At 69.3% G+C, this 17,223-nt stretch carries 10 protein-coding genes and 1 pseudogene; 6 read left to right on the forward strand and 5 right to left on the reverse strand.

Annotation, left to right across the window (positions count from 1 at the left end):
- The first annotated feature begins 141 nt into the window (after positions 1-141).
- Positions 142-267, forward strand: coding sequence for a hypothetical protein (locus tag ACFVHB_RS28405; protein WP_380327901.1), 126 nt, complete (start codon positions 142-144; stop codon positions 265-267).
- A gap of 110 nt (positions 268-377) precedes the next feature.
- Here the strand turns inward: ACFVHB_RS28405 and ACFVHB_RS28410 are convergent, their stop codons facing one another.
- Together ACFVHB_RS28410 and ACFVHB_RS28415 are read right to left on the reverse strand one after the other, a co-directional pair.
- Entirely contained in the window at positions 378-1,049 is a 672-nt protein-coding gene (locus tag ACFVHB_RS28410; RefSeq protein ID WP_380327903.1) for a formylglycine-generating enzyme family protein, read from the reverse strand.
- Positions 1,050-1,803: 754 nt separating this feature from the next.
- Positions 1,804-4,716, reverse strand: a complete 2,913-nt coding sequence (locus ACFVHB_RS28415) for a BTAD domain-containing putative transcriptional regulator (RefSeq protein WP_380327905.1) — start codon at positions 4,714-4,716, stop codon at positions 1,804-1,806.
- 861 nt (positions 4,717-5,577) lie between these two features.
- Between ACFVHB_RS28415 and ACFVHB_RS28420 the strand changes: the two genes are divergently transcribed.
- The 4 genes from ACFVHB_RS28420 to ACFVHB_RS28435 all read left to right on the forward strand — a co-directional run bounded on the left by ACFVHB_RS28420 (position 5,578) and on the right by ACFVHB_RS28435 (position 12,999).
- Positions 5,578-7,302 (forward strand): trypsin-like serine protease, encoded by a 1,725-nt coding sequence (locus tag ACFVHB_RS28420; RefSeq protein WP_380327907.1) that lies wholly within the window; start codon positions 5,578-5,580, stop codon positions 7,300-7,302.
- Positions 7,303-7,582: 280 nt separating this feature from the next.
- On the forward strand, positions 7,583-12,106 hold the full coding sequence (locus ACFVHB_RS28425; RefSeq protein ID WP_380327909.1) for a polymorphic toxin-type HINT domain-containing protein: 4,524 nt from the start codon (positions 7,583-7,585) through the stop codon (positions 12,104-12,106).
- A complete protein-coding gene (locus ACFVHB_RS28430; protein WP_380327911.1) occupies positions 12,103-12,741 on the forward strand; it encodes a hypothetical protein in 639 nt (212 codons plus the stop codon). The genes ACFVHB_RS28425 and ACFVHB_RS28430 overlap by 4 nt, the downstream gene beginning before the upstream one ends.
- A 36-nt stretch (positions 12,742-12,777) precedes the next feature.
- Positions 12,778-12,999 (forward strand): hypothetical protein, encoded by a 222-nt coding sequence (locus ACFVHB_RS28435; RefSeq protein ID WP_380327913.1) that lies wholly within the window; start codon positions 12,778-12,780, stop codon positions 12,997-12,999.
- Positions 13,000-13,036: 37 nt separating this feature from the next.
- On the opposite strand, the gene ACFVHB_RS28440 is transcribed toward ACFVHB_RS28435, so the two are convergent.
- Complete coding sequence (locus ACFVHB_RS28440; protein WP_380327915.1) at positions 13,037-13,876, reverse strand: IS5 family transposase; 840 nt, start codon at positions 13,874-13,876, stop codon at positions 13,037-13,039.
- 312 nt (positions 13,877-14,188) lie between these two features.
- Here ACFVHB_RS28440 and ACFVHB_RS28445 point away from each other — a divergent pair, with 312 nt between their 5' ends.
- Positions 14,189-14,725 (forward strand): YrhB domain-containing protein, encoded by a 537-nt coding sequence (locus ACFVHB_RS28445; protein ID WP_380327917.1) that lies wholly within the window; start codon positions 14,189-14,191, stop codon positions 14,723-14,725.
- Here ACFVHB_RS28445 and ACFVHB_RS28450 read toward each other — a convergent pair.
- On the reverse strand, positions 14,712-15,566 hold the full coding sequence (locus ACFVHB_RS28450) for an IS5 family transposase (RefSeq protein WP_380327919.1): 855 nt from the start codon (positions 15,564-15,566) through the stop codon (positions 14,712-14,714). The genes ACFVHB_RS28445 and ACFVHB_RS28450 overlap by 14 nt on opposite strands.
- A gap of 64 nt (positions 15,567-15,630) precedes the next feature.
- Positions 15,631-17,074: pseudogene (locus ACFVHB_RS28455) on the reverse strand (NF041680 family putative transposase).
- Positions 17,075-17,223 lie beyond the last annotated feature (149 nt).

Here is a 17,223-nt window from a genome sequence, read left to right on the forward strand (position 1 = left end):
GAGAGCTACCTCGCCGGCCTCCACCTCCGCGGCGCGGTCATCTGGATCAAGGACCTCACCCGGGCCCACTGATCACGACCGAATACCTGCCCTAGCAGTGGCCCGACACCTGACCGAGGGGCGGACGAGCGGAACACGTTCGTGCACGGGGATCTGGAGACCGACCACGACGTCCAGGTGTCGCTCCACCGCTTCACCCTGGCGACCGCCGAGCAGCTCCACCAGTTGCACGGCGGCGCCGCCGCGAACGGCACCGCCTACGGGTGATCCGCGCCTCAAGCGAATGGGACCGATTCGCGCGATGTCGCAGATGATCGAGTCCCCCCAGGCCGCTCCATCGGCGGCTATTGCGTCTGAGGACGGACGCGAACCGGTCGTCACACGAGGGAACGCGCGATCCGGAATCCGACGTCGTCGACCTGGAAGGTCGGGTGGCTGCGGCGCCGCGCGGAGGCCCGGCAACTCCAGTGCTCATCGAACCAACCACCGCCACGGAGCACCCGGTAGGTGCCGTAGACCTCGGCGTCGTAGACGTCCCAACACCAGTCCCACACGTTGCCGAGCATGTCGTGGATCCCCCACGAGTTGGGGCGTTTGCCGCCCACGTCCTGGATGCGCTCGTGCGAGTTACCGCGGTACCAAGCTATTTCGTCGAGCTCCCCGTACCGCGGCCCCGCCGTACCGGCACGGCAGGCGTGCTCCCACTCGGCTTCGGTCGGCAGCCGGTACCCGTCGGCGGACGCGTCCCACTCGACATTTTCGTCGTCGGCGTGGAGCTGGTACGCGGGCGTGAACCCGTCGCGCTGGGACAGGGCGTTGCAGAACCGCGCCGCGTCCCACCAGGAGACGCACTCGACGGGCAACTGGTCGCCATGGGCGGCACTCGGCCGCTGACCTGTGATCTGTGCGTACAACGCCTGGGTGACCGGGAATGCCGCGAGCTCGTAGGGCGCAAGCTCAACCGACCAAGTGCGTTGCGTCCGCCGGTCCGACAGCGTCACCTGCCCCGGCGGGATGGCGATCATCTCATTCCCCGTCATCACGTCCATGATCAGAAGATTCTAACGAGACCAGCCAGAGCGAAACGGCAGAGCCGAACGAGATCGACCGAGACAGCACCCGGCACCCAAGCGCCCCGGACCAGATCAATTGGGATTCCCGGCAGCCAGGCGTCTCAACCGATCTGGTCGCCGCAGGTGAGGGCTCTGCCCGCAGGCCACATCGTCTGAGAGGTCGTACTGGACGGGCGGCCGGGGCTCGTCGAGCTGATCGATGCGACCTCCCCGGCGACCCGTGCCCGCCGGCAGGCCGCTGGATCCTGTCCGTCCTGCCATCGCCGGCCCCCTCCTACCGAACGGCGGGCTGGTTTGAGGCGCGGCCACCACCGTCGACGGAGGTGGCCTGGCGCTCGCCCTGACAACCCCGCCTCCCCCCGCCTCTCCGGGCAGGGACGCGGTTTCTGATCACACGGAAGGGGAGAGCTGTTCTGGTCGACGAGCGTGGCGATGGCGGTGCGGTTCTTCCGGCCGGTGATCAGATCGCCCTCCCAGTCGCCGGCCCGTTCCCGGAGTTCAACGACGGTGGGGCGCTCGTCGATGAGGGTCGGTGGGACGGAACCGCTACTCGGCGTCCCTACCCGCGTCTTGGACCGCGTCCCGAAGCGCCTGGGACCGCGGTTCGCGGTCCGCGCGCCAGGTGTTCGATGCGTCCGCGCGGGTCGGGGTGGTTGTAGAGGAAGGCGTGGGTGACGCCGGCCTGGCGTTGTTCGCAGGCCGGGGGGGTGGACCCGGGCCTGTGTCTGGTTCAGCTGTGGGTCACACCTGGCACTGTCTCTCGGTCGTGCCCGTCGATGTGGGCGAGCCCTTCGAGTGCCCGCTGGATCAGGTCCTGCAGGTCGTGTTGAGAGGCGATGTCTAGAGCCTGTTGGCAGCAGGTGCGGGCTTCCTCCAGCGCGTCGAAGCGGAGATGGACACGAGCGGTGACAATGAGGCAGTCGGCGGTGCACGCGACGTTTCCGACGCGCTGTTGGATGGTGGTGGCTTCGTGGAGGGCTGTGAGGGCGTCCTCGCGGCGATCGAGGCCGGCCAGGGTTTCCCCGAGGCGGGACAGTACGGTGGCGATGTTGTTGAGATTGCCGTGGCGGCGCCAGAGGGCGAGTCCCTGGCGGAGGTGGAACTCGGCGCCGCGGAAGTCCGCGGCGTTCAGCAGTGCGGAGCCCATGGTGGAGTGCATCATCGGTTCATCCGGGGTTCGCGTGACCTGTTCCCGGGCGAAGGCTCGGGAGGCGTACTCGACTGCGGCGCTGCCGGGTCTGGTCTCGTGAAGCGAGGCGAGTTGCCACAGGACTGAGGTGACGGTGTCGGCGTCGTGCTCCTCGGCGATGGCCAGCGCGGTCCCGAGTGACGCCTGGGCCTGCTCCCACTGTCCTGCGCGGCGTTGGCACGTCCCGATGGTCTCGAGCATCCTGGTCTGCCCGATTCGGTCGCCGTGCTTCCGGGCGATTGCCAGGGCCAGGTGCATGCAGTTCTCGGCGTCGCCGGTCCACCAGTGCGATGAGGCGTGCCCAGCGAGCTGGGCGGCGATTCGCCACGCCAGATCAGGGCGCGTCGAGGAGGCCGCCTGGCGGATGGCCTCCGCGATGTGGGTGTACTCCCGGGTGCACCAGGTCAGGGCCTGTTCGTGGCCGTCGAAGGCGGGAATGGGAGCCGGCGGGGCCTCGACCACGGGGGTGCTGTTCCGTTGCCCGGGTGCCATGGCCGCACTCGCGGCCTGGAGGGCGGTTGCGTACCAGACCATCAGGCGAGTGCGCGCGGCGTCGCGGGAATCGGCCGGCTCCTCGTCCTGGGCGCGTTCGGCGGCGAATTCGGCCACCAGGTCGTGGAACCGGTAGCGCAGCGGCTCCGGACTCTGCAGAAGCTGGAAGTCCACCAAGAGCTCGAGGATGTCCTCGGTTTCAGCGGTCGGGAGGTTCGCGACCGCCGAGGCGCTCTGGACCCCGAAAGCCACACCGGGCCACAACCCGAGAAGCCGGAACACCCGTGCGGTCTCCCGCTCCACGGGTTGCGGGCTGTCGCGCAGTGCGAGGTAGCTCGGTGTCAGCGATGCCCGGACACCCAGATGCCCGACCGTCAGCGAGCCCAGACGCCGGCTGCCCTCCATCTGCTGTGCCAGGACGCTGAGCGACCAGGATGGCCGTGCCGCCAGCCGTGCCGCCGCGATACGCAGCGCCAGGGGAAGTCCCGCGCAGGCAGCCAGCACCCGCAGCGCGCCATCGGGATCGGCCCCGACGCGCTCCTGCCCGCACGACGCCGCCAGAAGTGACCGCTGCTCGTCCACGTCGAGCGGCTCCAGGCGTACCTGGAGGGCACCGGGCACGGCGGCGAGGGTGTTGCGGCTGGTGACGATTGCTGCGCAGTTGCCCTGGCCGGGGAGCAGGGGAAGGACCTGGGCGGCGTCGCGGGCGTTGTCCAGCACGAGCAGGACGCGGCGGCCCGCGAGGGCTCCGCGCAGAAGGGCCGCCCGGTCGCCGGTGTCGTCGGGCAGCGGCCGGCCTTGGCGATCCGGGAGGAGTAGCGTGAGCAGCCCGGCGAGGACATCGTGGGCGGTGCGAGGGGCACTTGTTCCGAATCCCCGCAGGTCCACGTACAGCTGGCCGTCGGGGAAGTGTGTCTTCACCTGATGTGCCGCGTGGACGGCGAGTGCTGTCTTGCCGATGCCGCCCATGCCGGTGACGGCCGTTGTGCAGGCAGTGCCGTCGTCCGCGGCGGCGCGCAGGCGGTCGACGAGGATGGTCAACTCGTGCGTACGTCCGGTGAAATCGGCCGTATCGGCGGGAAGTTGAGCGGTCCACCTCATGGTGCGGCTCTGGTAGGGGGCCGCCCCCGCAGACGCCGGTTTCGTCCTGCTGCCGGTGGGAGTCCTCGCGGGCATCAGACCAGTTGCAGTCGGCCTTCCGATCGCTTGGCTCGGCGCTCGGTCGTGTGCAGGGTGCGGATCCGGGGACGTTCCTGACCGTAGGACATCCTGGTGAAGCATGCGCGCCGTGGGGCTCGGCTCGATGCCGAGTTCGTCGCGCAGGGTCGCACGCAGATGCTGGTAGGCGGTGAGCGCCTGCGCTCGGTGCCCTTCCTCGTGGAGGGCGCGAATGAGCAGGTGGTGGAGTTTTTCACGAAGCGGGTGTTCGTCGACCAGCTGGGTCAGCTCGGGGACGACGCCGGCGCAGCCGCCCAGGCGTATGCGCGCCTCGAGGCGCCATTCCAGCGCTTGCAGCCGTGCTTCTTGCCAGCGCTGGCGCGGAGCGTGTGCCTCGTCGAGTTCAGGCAGTTCGGCGAGCGGGATTCCGCGCCACAGGGCCAGCGCGGCGCTCGTCTCGCGGTTGACGGAGTTCCAGTTCTCGGCCGAGAGGGCGGCCCGTGCGAGCTCGATATGGCGGTCGAAGACCTGGCCGTCCAGTTCGCCGGCTGCCACGTGGAGCCGGTAGCCGAGCGGCGTCGCCGCCAGCCTGGTGGCCGTGTCGTCGGCGAGTGCGTGCCGAAGCCGTGCCACCAGGTTTCGTACTGCCGCAGTCCCGGAGGCGGGCGGGATGCCGTGCCAGAGGATGTCCTGGAGGCGGTCCGTGGACAGGGGCTGGTTGGCGTGCAGCAGCAGGACGGCCAGCAACGAGCGGAGTCTGCTCCCGCTCACGAGCCGTTCCTCGGCTCCGTCGTGAACGGTCATCGGACCGAGGACAGTGAAGCGCACCCGCTACCCCCCAGCTGCCCAGGCGCCCCCGCGCCTGTCCGGAAACGATCTTCGCGTCATGTTATCTCCGTGATACGCCCCCCGGTCACGATCCCTCCATCGGGCCGGCCACGGCTCCCGGAGCGGGCGGCACCAGGCGGGTGTCTTCGCTGCACGGCTGGCGACACCCGTGCAGACGGAGGGCCTCCAGCTTCCCTCCGGGTCAGCGGCGACGTCCGGCATCGAACGCAGTCGTGCAGGTCTGCAGTACGGAGGAAGGAGAGGAGGGGACTTGAGGATGACGCGGATCACCGTGCGGAGCTGCGAGTGCTTCTTGTCGTGATCGCTCCGGCTCGGGATGGTCGGGTGAGCCGCAGGGGACCAGGCGCCGTGGGCGAGTCCACGGCTCCGGTTCCTCCTGTACCGGAGCGGGGCGGACCTCGGATGCGAGTGTTGCACCCGGCCGTCGCGGCGGCCGGACACCACGGCTGTGGCCGCGAGCCGAAAGGCACCACCGGCTGAGGGCGTAATCGCTCGGCAACCTGCAGGTCGGGCCACGAGCGTTTGAGCAGTGCTTGCGTAGTACCAATATTGTTTTTTGGGATCAATATCTGAAGTGACTCATTCGAGTCTGAGGGCCGTCCTTGCTGCTCGAAGGCGGCATGTCCGCTGCCAGAGGCCTTGATGCCGCGGACCGGGCGGTCTTTGGGATCAAGATCGTGAGCCAGCAGCTCTGATCGGCAATTCGCGTGCGTTGGGGGGCGTCAGCGCTTCCCTGGCATGTCATTCTTGGGAGTGCTTGTGCGAATGGTTCGTAGAATGGTATGGCCGCTTGCCGCCATTCTGGCAATACCTGTGATGGCCGGTTCGATGGCGGCTTCGGCGGCTGAGGCCACGGCGCCGCTGGCGGTGGAGGATTTCTCATATCCGGGTGCCGCGAAGATCCTCGCGGAGCGGAACATCACTCTGAAGTCCGGGGACGGGCACATCCTGCTCGCCGACTGCGCGTCAGGCCCGGGCCTGGTCGAGCTGTTCACCCGGGCGGCCAACCCGAGCGAGGTGTGCTTCAAGATCACCGGGCCGACCGGGTACCTGGCCCTGGAGATCCCGAAGGTCTACAACATCAAGGGCGATGACCACACGGTCAAGGCGACGGTGAGCACCGACGGCAACGCCGCCACCTTCGACGTCGCCAAGAACGTCTGGACTCCGATCGGCGAAGGCGGGGCCGCGGGCAGCGCCACTACGCTGCTCGAGCTCAACGCCACTGACGGACCGGCTGGCCCTGCCCCGGACAAGGAGTACCCCGCGGTCGGCACCCTGACTGTCGGTCAGCCCGGTCGCGCGGGTTCGCGGGGCTGTACCGCGACCCTGGTGAACCCGCAGTGGGTGCTCACCGCGATCGGCTGTTTCGCAGACGACCCGGCGGCCGTCACCGCCGGCACACCTGCGGTCAAAAGCTCGGTCACGATCAGTGGCCAGAACATCGGCATCATTGAGCTGGTCCCGCGCGCCGACCGCGGCCTGGTCATGGCCCGGCTCGGCAAGTCCGTCATCGGTGTGACTCCGGCGGTCGTCACCACCGGTGCCCCCGCTACGACCGAGAGCCTCCAAGCGGTCGGCTACGGCCGGACCAAGGGCGAATGGGTCCCGGGCAAGCCGCACACGGCCACCCACACCGTCGGGGCCGTCACCGCGACCGCTATCGACTCCACCCCGGCAAGCGACAGCGCGCCGCTCTGCAAGGGTGACACCGGCGCGCCGTTCCTGCGGACGGCGAACAGCGGGTCCGAACTCGCCGCGGTCGCCATCACCGTCGGGCAGAACGGCTGCCTCGACAGCACCGACACCGCCACCGGCGCCCGCAGCTCGCGCACCGACGACCTGGCCGGCTGGATCAAGCAGATCTCCATCCAGCCGGTGCATGGTGACATCCCGGTCGCGGGTAACTGGGACGGTGGCCCGGACAACGTCGGTATCTACCGCCCCTCCAGTGGGGAGTTTCACCTGCGGATGGACAACGGCAGCCTCGTCACGGCCCCGTGGGGCGAGGTCGGCGACGTACCCGTCTCCGGCAACTGGGACGACGCGGGCGCCGACAACCTGGGTGTCTACCGTCCGTCGACGGGCGAGTTCCACCTGCGGATGGATGACGGAAGTCTCGTCAAGATCAGCTGGGGTGGAGCCGGTGACATCCCGGTCGTGGGTAACTGGGACGGTGGCCCGGACAACGTCGGTGTCTACCGTCCGTCGACGGGCGAGTTCCACCTGCGGATGGATGACGGAAGTCTCGTCAAGATCAGCTGGGGTGAGGCCGGTGACATCCCGGTCGCGGGTAACTGGGACGGTGGCCCGGACAACGTCGGTGTCTACCGCCCCTCGACCGGAGAGTTCCACCTCCGCATGGACGACGGCAACGTCATGAAGGTCGCCTGGGGCGAGAACGGAGACATCCCCGTCTCCGGCAACTGGGACAACGCGGGCCCCGCCAACGTCGGCGTCTGGCGCCCCTCGACCGGAGAGTTCCACCTCCGCATGGACAACGGCGACAACGTGAAGATCGGCTGGGGTGAGCCCCGCTGACCCTCACTTCCCCCGTACCGCGCACCGGGACTTCTCACCCCCGACGGGGCAGCACCCCACGTCAGGCCGAAGCAGAGCCGAAACCGCTCCCGCGCTACAGGGACGGATGCCCTCCGCCGCCCCACCCGCAGCGGCGGGGCGGAAGGGGGATGAGCGCGGCGGGGCGCGAGCGCCCCGCCGCACGGCTCCGGGCCCTTCCCAGGGCCACCGGATCGGACACGCCGGTGGCCCTCAGACACTTGCACGCCCTGCACAAGGGTGGATTGGGAATTCGATGAGGATGTCTTTGACATCACGGGCCCGGTCGCGCCTCGCGGCCGGGCTCGTGACCGGCGGCCTGCTGACAGGGCTGCTGACCGTACCGGCCGTGGCGGCGGACATACCACTGGCGACCGGGCCGAACCAGGAGCGGGTCAAGGCGGTCGCGGCCTGGCAGGCCGGCGGTCCGGCCGTGCGCCGGGCCGCGGAGAGCGCGCTGACCGGCTCCGGCGATGACCTGAAGGCGTTCCTGGCCTCCGGTCAGGCGACTGCAGCCGACCAGGACCTGAGGGCGCGGATCGAGGAGCTGGTCGCGAAGTCCGGTCCCGGTGTGCGTGAGGCCGGCATGGCCGCGCTCAGGGGCTCCGCGGCCGACCTGAAGGCCTTCCTCGACAAGGGCCTCAAGAAGGCCTTCGAAGATGACCAGAGGGTCCTCCTGTCGCAGATCATGTCGGCCGGCGGCCCAGGGGTGAAGGACGCCGCTGGCAAAGCCATGGACGGTTCCCTGACAGACGTTACGGCGTTCCTGAACGAGGGCCAGTTCAAGGCCAGGAACGACGACGACCGCGTCCACCTCTCCCAGCTGATGGCCTCCGGCGGTCCGGAGGTGAAGAAGGCCGCCGGCGCCGCCCTGGACGGCACCATGGAAGACGTCCAGCTGTTCCTCCAGTACGGCTACCAGACGGCCGCCGCCCACGACCAGGAGGCCCTGACGGTCGCCCAGCTGGCGGACCTGACGACCAACGCCTCCACCCAGGCCGGGCAGCAGGCCCAGACCGCCAAGGACGCGGCCGGCAAGGCCCTGGACGCCACCAAGCTGGCCAAGGAAGCCGCCGAACGCGCCGCCGCCGAGACCAAGGCCGCCCAGGGCTCGGCCGGGCAGGCCTCCAACGCCGCCGGGCGCGCGGCGGACGCCGCCACCCGGGCCGCAGCCGCCGCCCAGACCGCCTCCACCGCGGCCAAGGCCGCCAACGAGGCAGCCCGCCAGGCCGCCAACGCCGCGGCCGATGCCGCGTCGGCCGCCACCAAGGCCGGCGACGCCGCCGCCCGGGCACTGGTCGCCGCCGGCGGGGCAGCCGGCGACGCGAGCAAGGCCGACCTGGCCCGCAACGCCGCCGTCACCGCCCGCAACGCCGCCTCCGACGCCCGCACCGCGGGCGAGGCCAGCCAGTGGGCCGGCCGGGCCGCCGCCCAGGCCGGCATCGCCGCGCAGGCCGCCGCCTCCGCCGGCGTCAACGCCGCGGCCGCCGCCCAGGCCGCCCTGGAGGCGGCCGGCTACTCCGACGAGGCAGGCGGCGCCGCCGACCGCGCCCGCCAGGCAGCAGCCCGCGCCAAGAGCGCGGCCGCCGAGGCCACCCGCGCAGCCAACGCCGCCGTCAAGATCGCGGGCGACGCCGCAGCCGCTGCCGCCGACGCCCAACGGGCCGCGAACTCCGGCGCGGCGCACGCCGACGCGGCGGCGGCAGCGGCCGACGAGGCGGCGTCGCATGCCGGCAACGCAGCGACCTGGGCCAACACCGCCCAGGCCGCCGCTACCGCCGCGAGTGCCGCCGCTGACTCCGCAGCGAGCTCCGCCGAGCAGGCCCACAAGATCGCCGACGTCGCCCGCGCCAGTGACACGGAACTCCTGGCCGCCCAGCAGGCCGCCGAGATGGCCGCCGCCGAGGAAGCCTCCCGACAGGCCGACCAGAAGGCCAAGACCGCCGCCTGGGAATCCGGCAAGGCCACCCAGCTCGCCGCCGACACCGAGCAGCTGATCAAGGACGCCACTGCCGCCGGCACCGACCCCAAGACCGCGGCGCTCAAGGGCCGCCAAGCAGCCCTGCGCCTCATGGACTCCGCCGGCCCCTGGACCAAGGCCGCCGCCCAGAGCGCCCTCGAAGGCGACGACGACACCGTCCAGGCCTTCCTCACCACCGACCTGACCACCGCCCGCAGCTACGACGACCGCACCAGCGCCCTCGCCATCGCCCAAGGCCCCGGCAAACTCGAGCTGCGCCTGGCCGCGGAGACCGCCAGCGTCGGCACGCCGGAGCAGGTCCGCGCGTTCCTGACTACCGGGCAGTACCCGGGCAAGGACGACGACGACCGCGTCCAGCTCTCCCAGATCATGGCCGCGGGCGGCCCGGGCGTGAAGGAGGCCGCCGGCAAGGCGCTGAACGGCACCATCGACGACGTCCGAGCGTTCCTGACCACCGGCCAGTACAAGGCCCGCCAGGACGACAACCGCGTCCTGGTCACCCAGGCGATAGCGACCGGCGGCCCCGAAGTCCAGGCAGCGGCCCAGGCCGTCATGTCCGGCCCCGCCGACCGTCTCGAGCCGTTCCTGCAATCAGGCCTGATCAAGGCCCGCGAACGCGACGCGCTGACCGCCACCCACGTGGCCACCATCGCCTCCTACCTCGCCACCATCGACGGCCAGGTCGCCCTCGCCCGCCAGCACGCGGCCGACGCCGCCCAGTCGTACGCCACCGCCCGCGGCGCCGCAGACGAAGCCGCCAGCTACGCCAACCAGGCCCGCACCAGCGCAAACACCGCCGCCGACTGGGCCGCCAAGGCCGCCGCTTCGGCCCAGGCCGCCCAGGCCTCGGCCCAACAGGCCGCCCAGTACGCCAAGCAGGCCCAGGCCTCCGCCTCCTCGGCCACCGACGCCGCCAGCCGCGCCTCCGTCTCGGCGGCCATGGCCGCTGGCTACGCCACCCAAGCCAGCAAGTTCGCGGCCGACGCGAAGACCGCTTCCGACGAGGCCAAGAAGTCCGCTGCCGCCGCTGCCAAGAGCAGGGACGAAGCGTACGCGGCCGCCCGGGAGGCCGCCCAGCTGATCATGTCAAAGCAGCAGGCGACCTCGGGCGCGGACAAACTGGAGAGCGGGACCGCCGTCGTCGATGAGAACGGCCATGTCTCCTATGTCCAGGCTGTGATGCGGGACGATGTCAAACAGAACGTCGTCAGTGAGGACGGGCGGAAATGCGTCCTCTACGAGCCGATCATCCTCGAGTTCTTCCCCGGGGGGTGGCACGAGGAGAACAAGAAGCTCGTGTGCGACGAGCCGGTCACCGTCAAGGTCACCGGCACGGTCGACTACATCCTGAGGACCTGCCCCGAGCCGAACCTCACCATCGCTGCATGCATGGGCAAGTACAGCGTCTGGGACACCGTCCTTCTGGACACCCAGAACCTGAAGGACGTTCAGTACGACACCACCGTCAAGGTGCCGTATGTCAGCGACCGCGAGATCCTGAAGCGGATCGCCTTCGGTGACTTCATCGACTGCTTCAAGGAGCCGGGTCTCAACTCTCCCTGCGGCTGGGCAGCGTCCAACTTCATTCCCTACGAGAGGCTCCTGCGCGGGGTAAAGGGCATTGTCGCGCTCCGTTTCGCCATCGAATCAGGCGTCGGCCTCGAGGACGCCAAGCTCGCCGTCCAGGCCGCGCTCGACGGCTACAGCGACGCGATCAAGACCAGGATGATCGCCACGGTCGACGCCGTTGCGGCCTTCCGTAACACCTTCAAGGACGGCGTCGGCTCCGAAGAGGCCTTCGAGGCGGTGCGCAAGCTCCCAAATGTCGACCCGGGTCTCGTCGGTCAGCTTCGCGACGAGCTGCAAGCTGAGAAATACGTCTACGAATCGTGTGAGGGCAACAGCTTCCCGGCGGGCACCCAAGTCCTGCTGGCCGATGGCTCCTACCAGGCCATCGATGAGATCCGGACGGGTGACCGGGTGCTCGCGACCGACCCCGCAGTCGGGAAGCCGCAGCCGCAACCGGTGACCGCCACCTTCGCCCACACCACGCAGCGCCTGGTGGACGTCGCCCTGGGGGACGGCAGCACGCTCTCCACCACGGCCGGCCACCGCCTCTACACCGAACAGAGCGGCTGGACCCTTGCCTCGGCCCTGCGGCCGGGAGACCGGTTGCGGGCCTCGGACAACACCCCGCAGGCCATCACCAGCATCACCGATCGGACCGGCCTGCCCCGGGAGACGGTCTACGACCTGACGGTTGACGGACCGCACACCTTCTTCGTGCGGACCGGCGGCGGCCAGGAGCCTGACGTGCTCGTCCACAACTGCTTCTACCTGCTCAACGACGAGCTGAAAAACCCCGCCCTGCACCACACCATCAGCGACCACGTCGCCCAGGGTCCCTATGGGAACAACGGCACCCCCATGGGTGTCACCCCCAACGGTGCTCAGGCCATGGCCGAGACCAAGGGGGTCAACGGAGTCTTCACCGACCTCGCCACCGCGGAAGAAGCACTCAAGCAGGCCTGGCTGTCGAAGGGGGCCACAGAGTACGGAAAGGCGAAGCGTCTCAGGAAGTCCGAGTTCACGTTCACCGCAGAGGTGAGCGTCCTCGACGCCAAGGGGAATAAACTGACCTCCCTCGGCGACGTCTACCGCCAGGGTGGAGGGGGCGTATCCGCCCCCTCCAGCACCAAGGTCGAGGTCCGGGTCAAGATCGACTACACCGAGGGGCCGAACAAACACCCCAAGGGCTGGTTCGTGACCTCCATCTTCCCCCTTCCACGCGGCGGTGTCTCATGACAGAACGGTTCGGCGGCGCGTCCGACTTCGGCTTCTCCCTCATGGGCGAGGCGTTTCACTCGCACTGGCGCAGCGAAGGCAGCGATGTCGAGGTCCTGGCGGATTACCTGGCCCGCAACCCTGCCTGGCTCGCCGAGTCGATCCTCGTAGACGCCCTGCGGCTGGAAGCCGCCGGCCTGCCCGCATGGCAGATCGAGGCGCTCTGGTCGGCGGCCACCCATCCCTTCCACGACCTCCGTCGGGAAGGCCATGACGGCCGTGACTGGCTCCGCCGGATCGTCCGCTTCAGCCGCGAGCGACTGCGCACCGAGGACAGCGACATCGAGGAATGCGCGCTACCCAGCCCGTACAGCCACCTGACAGGAGCCGTCCTGGACGAGATCCTGCTGGTCTCCGTCGGGATCACCGAGGGATCACTGCACGCGTTCGGCGGCTACGTTCCCGGTGTCGTGCCTGCCCTCAACCAGGTCGCGGCCCAGGTCTGCCCCGATCTGGCGTTCCGCCTCCTTCTCCGCGCGCTCGCCAAGTTCGGCCCCCGGATCTCCCAGGGCCAGTACGACCGGTACGTAACCCTCGGGAAGCAATTCGAATACGGCGAACTCCTGGTGGACGGCTATGACCACCTGATGTCCTGACACCACAAAGCGACGACGGCGCGCAGCCGGTGCATCGTGCACTGGCTGCGCGCCGTTGCTGTCTGCCCGTACCCCGTCACGGGCGAGGGCCACCAGATCGGCTGGGTCGAGCGCGGCCTACCCGGCATCGGCCACCGGTGGGTGGCGGTGTACGAGGGCCACTTCATCGGCCACGTCCACACCCAGGAAGCGATGCTCCACGACGCCCCCGAGCAGGCCGCCTTCACCGTCCACACCGCCTACCTGCAGAACCTCTGAGAGGGCGTTTGATCTCGCGGGTTCCGTGATGTCCGGTTCAGGTGCCTCGCCACGTTGGCGTTGATTCGTTGGTGAGGCGGCGGGTCATGTTGTCGATCATCGCGAGGTGGATCATCGCTTCGGAGCGGGCGGGCAGGGCTTCGTAGTCGCGGACCAGGCGGCGGTGGAGCATCAGCCAGCCGAAGGTCCGCTCCACGCACCAGCGCCGGGGCAGGAGGGCGAATCCCTTGGTCGTGGGGTCGCGGTGGACGATTTCCATGTCGATGCCGAGGGTGGCGGCGTGCTCGATGAGGTGCTGGCGGTAGCCGCCGTCGACCCAGGCCTTGCTGATGGTGGGGTGGGCGGCGGCGGCCCGGTTCAGCAGCTGGGTGCCGGCGATGGAGTACTGCATGCTCGCGGCCGGGACGAGCACGGCGAGCAGGAGGCCGAGGGTGTCGGTGATGATGCTGCGTTTCCTGCCGACGATCTTCTTGGCGGCGTCGACGCCCTGGCTGGCGGCGGGCACTGTGGGCGCGGTTTTCACGCTCTGGGCGTCGATCACGCACGCGGTCGGCTCGGTGGCTCGGCCGTCGGCGGCACGGACGCGTCGCCGCAGGAGACCGCTGAGCTGCTCGAACACGCCATCACGCTGCCACTTTGCGAAGTAGCCGTAGACGGTGGCCCAGGGTGGGTACTCGTGCGGGAGGTAACGCCAGGGGATACCGGTCCGGTCCACGTACAGGATCGCGTTGAGGATGTCCCGCAGGTCGTGCTCGGGTGGCCGCCCGATATCCAGGGCTCTGGCCCGGCGTTCGGAACGCCATGCTGCCAGTACGGGCTCGACCAGTTTCCACCGGGCGTCGGACAGGTCGCTCGGGTACGGTTTCCGCGGCGTCATGCCTTTGGCGTACCGCTCCAGGCGGGCTCCGGCCAGAGGTGGCGCCAAGACCGTAAGGCGAAGGGTCGCATCCGGGTGTCTTGGGATGAGACAGGAGGAAGTCGGACAGGTCGGGCGTGCTGTTCGCATCAGCACGCCCGACCACCGCACATGTCTCGTCAGCCACTCTGGGAACCGGCCGCCTGAGGGTCAAATCCCCTATATCTCAGCGCTTTTGAAGAGCAAACGCCCTCTCAGACCGCGTTTGAGATCTCAGTTGGCGACGTGGGCAAGCTCGGAAACCCGGTTGACCTGGGGTGAATGATGAGGGGTGTGATCTCCAAGGAACGTGCCGTCGGGCTTGTCGAGTCCCTGTTGGCCAGAGAGCGTCTGACATGGGTGGGGCCGGTCCCGGAGCTGGCCGTCTATCGCGTGGAGGAGCATGCGGTCGGCTGGCTCGTCTTCTGGAACTCGGCGGAGTACGCCCGTACCCGTGATCTGCGCGACAACCTGGTAGGCAGCGGTCCTTACCTGGTGGACCGGCACGACGGGAGTATCCACCATGTCCCGGCCACCACGATGGCTGAGGACTGGGAAGTGCTCTACCTCCGGCAGGTCAGAGGGGGAACGGCGTCCGACCCTCTGGTCATCGCGCTCCAGGAGCTCCTTCGCTCCTCCGGAACGACAGCGGCCATGCATTACCTCCGCGGCCAGGCACCTCTACTCGGACTGCAGGACGTGAAGGAGTTCGTGTCTGCGGTGTCGGGTGGGGTGCGGCCTCCGGACGAGCTGGTGAGTCTTACGTGGAAGCGTGATGCCTGTTCACGCCCGGACATCGAGACTCTCACGGGCCCAGTCACGGATCGATGAGTAGCAGACGCCGCGGTCCTGGTCGGGCGGCTGGGCGCCCTCGAGTGAGTCGGCGGACCATAATGCCGATCATCGCCCAACGGATCATCGTCTCCGAGCGGGCGGGGCTGGTCTCGTAATCCCGGGCAAGGCGCCGGTGGGCGGTGAGCCACGAGAAGGTGCGCTCCACCGCCCACCGCTTGGGCTGGACCTGGAATCCGCGCTGATTGGGCTCCTTGCGGACGATCTCCAGGTCGCGGCCAAGGATCTGGGCGGTCCACTCGACCAGGCGGCCGGCGAAGCCCTGGTCGACCCAGACCTTCCGGACACCGGGTGGTCGAGCCTGGTCCACAGCAAGGGCCGCTTCGCGCCGTCGCGGTCCTGAATGCTCGCCGCGACGACGTGGACGGCCAGCAGCAGGCCAAGGGTGTCGGTGACGATGAACCGCTTTCGGCCCTTGACCTTCTTGCCCGCATCGAAGCCCCTGGTGGCCGCGGCGACGGTGTCGGCAGTGCGGACGGACTGCGAGGTCGATCAGCCCGGCGCTCGGCTCCGCGTCGCGACCGTCGGCTTCACGGACCTTGCCGCGCAGGGCGTCATGGATGCGCTCAACGGTGCCGTCGTCGTGCCACCACGTGAGATACCAGTACACCGTCGGCCACGGTGCGAAGTCCTTCGGCAGCTGCCGCCAGGCACACCCGGTCCGTACCACGTAGAAGCTCGCGTCCACGATCCTCCGCCGCGGATACTTCTCCCGCCGACCACCCTTCGGACCCACCCGCGCCGGCGGGAGCAACGGCTCCACCAACGCCCACTGCTCATCCGTCAGGTCCGACGGATACCCACCCCCAGAACCACTCACACAGAGCTCAACGACCCCGCCAGCCTCGCGGCACGGCAGATCTCAAACGCGGTCTCAGCTTGGGTTATCCCCGTTGGGCTTGGTGTTCCTTGATCGATCCGGCGCGTCTGGCCGTCTTTCCGACGTCGTGACGTGTGGCTCGCTGCTTGTTCTTCGAGCCGGGAGGCCGTCTCGGGCCAGGCATGGACGGTTTCGGTGCTGCCGCTGGGCGAGCGGTGGTCGGGCTGAGGTTGCGAAACCCCCGCCCCTACCCGGGCGGGGGTGAGGCGGCGGGGCTCGGCGGGTCGTTCCCAGGGGCGGCGGAGGTCTTCGGCCAGCGGCCGGGCAAGGCGGAGTTGGGTGTGGGCGGCGATGATGAGCCAGGTCCACAGGTCGGCGCTGTCGGCGTGGCGGATCTTCGGTGCGGTCCAGCCGAGCGTCTGCTTCATCAGGCGGAAGGTGTGTTCCAGGTCGAAGCGTCGCAGGAAGGACTGCCACCAGCGGTCCACGTCCGCGCCGGTGGCGGCGGCCGAGCACCACAGCCAGACCGGTTTCGGGTCCCGGTCGCCCGGCAGGCGATCGACCTTCAACCGCACCAATGTCCCGTGCAGGATGGGAAGTTCTTCCTTGGCGTGGTCCAGCCAGGGGCCGCGGTGGGTGAGCCTGGGATGCATCCGGTCCCACACGATCGCCTGCGCGACGCCGTAGCGGGTGGTATTCGTGATCGTGGTGACCTCGGGCTGGTGCCAGCTCTCGGGCTTCGCGAAGGTGAGGACGTCGCCGTGCCGGCGCGGGCGCCCGCCTCTCGGGGTTGAGCGTGCAGGGCCTGCGTCGCGGAGCATGACGCGGTCCGAGCGCAGGCGTCCGACCAGCACGACCGGAAGGTCCGCGAGAGCATGCGAGAGGTAGGCGACGTCGTAACCGGAGTCCATCATGATCAGGATTTCCGGGTCGGCCGGCTGCCAGTGCCCGGCCTGTGTCAATCGCTCGATGACATCGCGCAGTTGGGTGGCGGTGACGGCGGTTGCGTCGTCGGTCGGCCCGAGGCGCACGGCGTCCAGCAGCGCGACCCAGGAGGTGTGGCCGGACTCCAGGGCTGCGACGAAAGAGTACGGCCAGCCGGGACCGAGCTGGTCCGTTTTGCGGTCGCCGCGTCCGTAGACGTGGCAGAAGAGCCGGTCGTCGCTGGTAGGGGCGTCGGGTCGGAGCCAGTTGCTTACGTCGACAGCCAGCACGATCCGGCCGTCGGCCGCCTTCGGTAGCGGCAGGCCGGCCAGCATGCGACGCAGCCGGGTCGGCTCCAGCCAGCCCCGGTCCAGCGCGGAGTACAGGGCACCATGCCCGCGCTGGTGCTCAGCTGTGAGCGACAGCTCGACGAGGGTCTTCACCGGCCCGTCCGCGCACAGCACCGCTTCGGTGAGCTCGAAGAGTGCGTCCGGGCGGGCGTAGAGGCATTCGTAGAACTCAACCCGAAAGCGGGACAAGAGGGCCAATGCTTGGCGTGCGGGTGCGTCGACGGCAAGACTCATGGGCAGCGGCCGTTCTCTCGTGCTTCGTGACTCGACATCTCGAAGCGTGGAGAACGGCCGTCTCCGCTGTCCCGGGAAGAACCGCAGAGTCAGCAGGTCGAGTGACCGCCGAGGTTAAACAACAAGCTCAGTGTCGATCAAAACGCGGT

This window comes from Kitasatospora sp. NPDC127111, assembly GCF_042677465.1.
Lineage (GTDB): Bacteria > Actinomycetota > Actinomycetes > Streptomycetales > Streptomycetaceae > Kitasatospora.